Source organism: Nitrosomonas sp. Nm166, from assembly GCF_900112825.1.
Lineage (GTDB): Bacteria > Pseudomonadota > Gammaproteobacteria > Burkholderiales > Nitrosomonadaceae > Nitrosomonas.
In genome coordinates this window covers 1-2,610 of the sequence record NZ_FONE01000097.1, presented here as the reverse complement: position 1 = coordinate 2,610, position 2,610 = coordinate 1, and the positions used below count along the sequence as shown (strand labels likewise).

At 39.7% G+C, this 2,610-nt stretch carries 3 protein-coding genes; all 3 read right to left on the bottom strand.

The window, feature by feature from the left end:
* Positions 1-161: 161 nt before the first annotated feature.
* The 3 genes from BM021_RS16405 to BM021_RS14765 all read right to left on the bottom strand — a co-directional run bounded on the left by BM021_RS16405 (position 162) and on the right by BM021_RS14765 (position 2,047).
* Entirely contained in the window at positions 162-476 is a 315-nt protein-coding gene (locus BM021_RS16405) for a hypothetical protein (RefSeq protein WP_256207961.1), read from the bottom strand.
* On the bottom strand, positions 464-1,162 hold the full coding sequence (locus BM021_RS14770) for a DUF3616 domain-containing protein (protein ID WP_256207960.1): 699 nt from the start codon (positions 1,160-1,162) through the stop codon (positions 464-466). The genes BM021_RS16405 and BM021_RS14770 overlap by 13 nt, the downstream gene beginning before the upstream one ends.
* A gap of 165 nt (positions 1,163-1,327) precedes the next feature.
* Positions 1,328-2,047, bottom strand: coding sequence for an MBL fold metallo-hydrolase (locus BM021_RS14765; RefSeq protein WP_090721737.1), 720 nt, complete (start codon positions 2,045-2,047; stop codon positions 1,328-1,330).
* Between the last annotated feature and the right edge of the window lie 563 nt (positions 2,048-2,610).

Sequence of the window (2,610 nt, the reverse complement as noted above, 5' to 3'; positions counted from 1 at the left end):
TCTTTCATAGCCGTGCCTTCGATAGTTTGGATGCGCTTGAGATACATCTGGAGAGCGCGCTAAAAAGCCTCGAATCAAACCAGGAAACTATGCGCAGCATTACCGGATGGGATTGGATTATTAATGCTGTTCCTAAATAGAATTGGAATAAGACCCTATTATTAAAGCCCAATCTCTAACCAAATACTACGAAAAGCTTTATCTTGGCTCTTAACCAGAGCTTTACAATTCCGGCCATTTATTGATTTCGATCCATCATCACTAAGGATCTTGGCTTTTGTTTTATCGGAATAAATAATTAATGCCTCTGGATGCAATCTATTGAAATCAAATTCGATTAATATAGGTTCCTCAGAAGGATTGCCTGACCATTTGTAAAGCTGGAAACGACCATTATCATCGAAAGGCCCTGCAATAATAAAATATGCTCTTTCGGCCTCTGAGTACTCAATGCTGCGTATACCTAGACCAGCCAATGAAAGAAGAATTGGTTTACCAATTTTGGTTCTTCATTTCCTGCAATGACTTCTTGCGGGTTTTCTAAAGGCACTAGTAGTGCTTTACCTTCAGGGATTGGATTGCGGAAGCCTATCAGTAAATTTCCTTGTGGAGTTTTAGTTAGCCCTTCTATATTGAGTCCATTTTTGGATTCAGGTGCATTTTTTGCAGCTTTTCCAAGGCCATAATTCTTTAGTTCAACAGAATCTTCGAAAGCTTTGACTAAGCCAAGATAAGGTTTACCGGTAGGTTTCAAACTATACTTGTCGTTACTCTCTTCGATATCTGTCGCAAAAAATCGGTGGCGATTGGGGCGCTGCTTGCCATCCTTATTTGTACCGTGCGAGGAGATCCAGTAAATTCGATTTTTAATGAAAGTAGCGCCCTCGATATCCGCTTCAGGATGCTTTGAATTGATTTGCAGAAAAGAAGACAGATCTAGAGAATATATAGGCTTACCTGATTCATTACTCTTATACATCCTTAGGATATTATCCTCATCGTTTGCGACGACAAATAGGTTGAAGCCCACTGGAACAGCGGCGGATGCATCACACATTCCAAAGTGACTATTAACAAGCGAGAGTGTGCCTGCGGATGCAGATAGTGAAATCAAAGCGAAGATAATGACTATCATATTCGCAAATTTTATATTCATAGCCATTTCTTATAACCTAGAAGATAAAGCTATTAGGGATTTTCATAAAGTCACTGCCGAAGAAATTAGGTTATTACGCACATCTGGCTAATCCTGGATGTGAGCGAACTGTAGTTCGGTTAGAAGCTTATAGAAAAACCATAAGAACTGTACAGCACACCATGTAGCCTATTAGAGGTTATAAGCTTCACCATCTTCTGGTACTAATACACGCTGAGTCATACCTTTTTCGCTAAGAAACTCGCGTAATTCTTTTCTGGATAGCGTGGCATGATTCACAGATTCCATGTGACTAGCGATAATGGTCGCATTAGGTGCCGCATTAAATACCTCGTAGACATCCTGCTTATCCATAATGATGGATTCGTCACCGATGACTTTGGCATCACCACTATTGAGAACAACCACATCTGGATGATATTTCTTCAAATTTTCTTCGACTCCTTCATACCAGACAGTATCTCCAGCGATGTAAATTGTTTTTTCATTCGGGTGCTTTAAAACTATGCCACTTACTTCACCTAACAAATCTTTCATATCTTCAACAATTGTACTTCCGCCATGCCGACCAGGTGTTTTAATTATCGTAATGCCATCAAAAGCATTAGTGTCCTTTAGTACTTGAACATTGTTGAAACCAGCTGAACGAACTGATTGCGCATCTACTTCGTGCTGCACAAAGAAAGGTGTATCTTTAGGTATCGCATCCTTTGCAGCGTCATCCCAATGATCCGGATGATCATGCGTCAGAATAACCGCATCAACGTCAACAATCTCACTGATCGGGATAGGTAAATCGGATGTGGGGTTCCGTAACCAAGGGTCAATCAAAAATTTCTTTCCGCCGTATTTGATATTAAGCGTTGCATTTCTTATTTGCTTAAATTCCATAAATTAACTCCTCTATCTCTAACTATTACCTAAGGGCATATTAGACTTAATCTTTGGTCGCATTGTTCATAAGTAATTTGAAATTTTTTTAAATATTCTTTCAAAGAAATATAACCTTGAATGGATCATCCGCTACAAAGGCCAAGTAACCTATGAAACGGCGATACTACCGATATGTTGCAAAAGAAAAAAAGCGTCTGATTGAGTCTTGAGCTGATGCTGAAGAAATTAGGTTATTATGCCGTCACCTATCTAACCCTCGATGTGAACGAACCGAAGCACGACTGGAAGCTCATAGAGAAATTCTAAAGACGAACTAGCTTCCTTCAAGTGGTTGAAAGTGGCTACGTAGCATTGAAGCTAAATCATTGCTTGAGAACTTTGCACGGTCAGAGCCAGTTTCAGATGCGATTAATGATACAATAGTGTTTTTAATCATACAATTGAGTTAATTGATATGAGCTTTTTGGAATTTGATGTCACCCGCCGCACTCGCAAAGGAAACTTTCTCAAACAAATCGATCACCTGATTGATTGGACACCGGTAGAAAAAGCAATCGCCC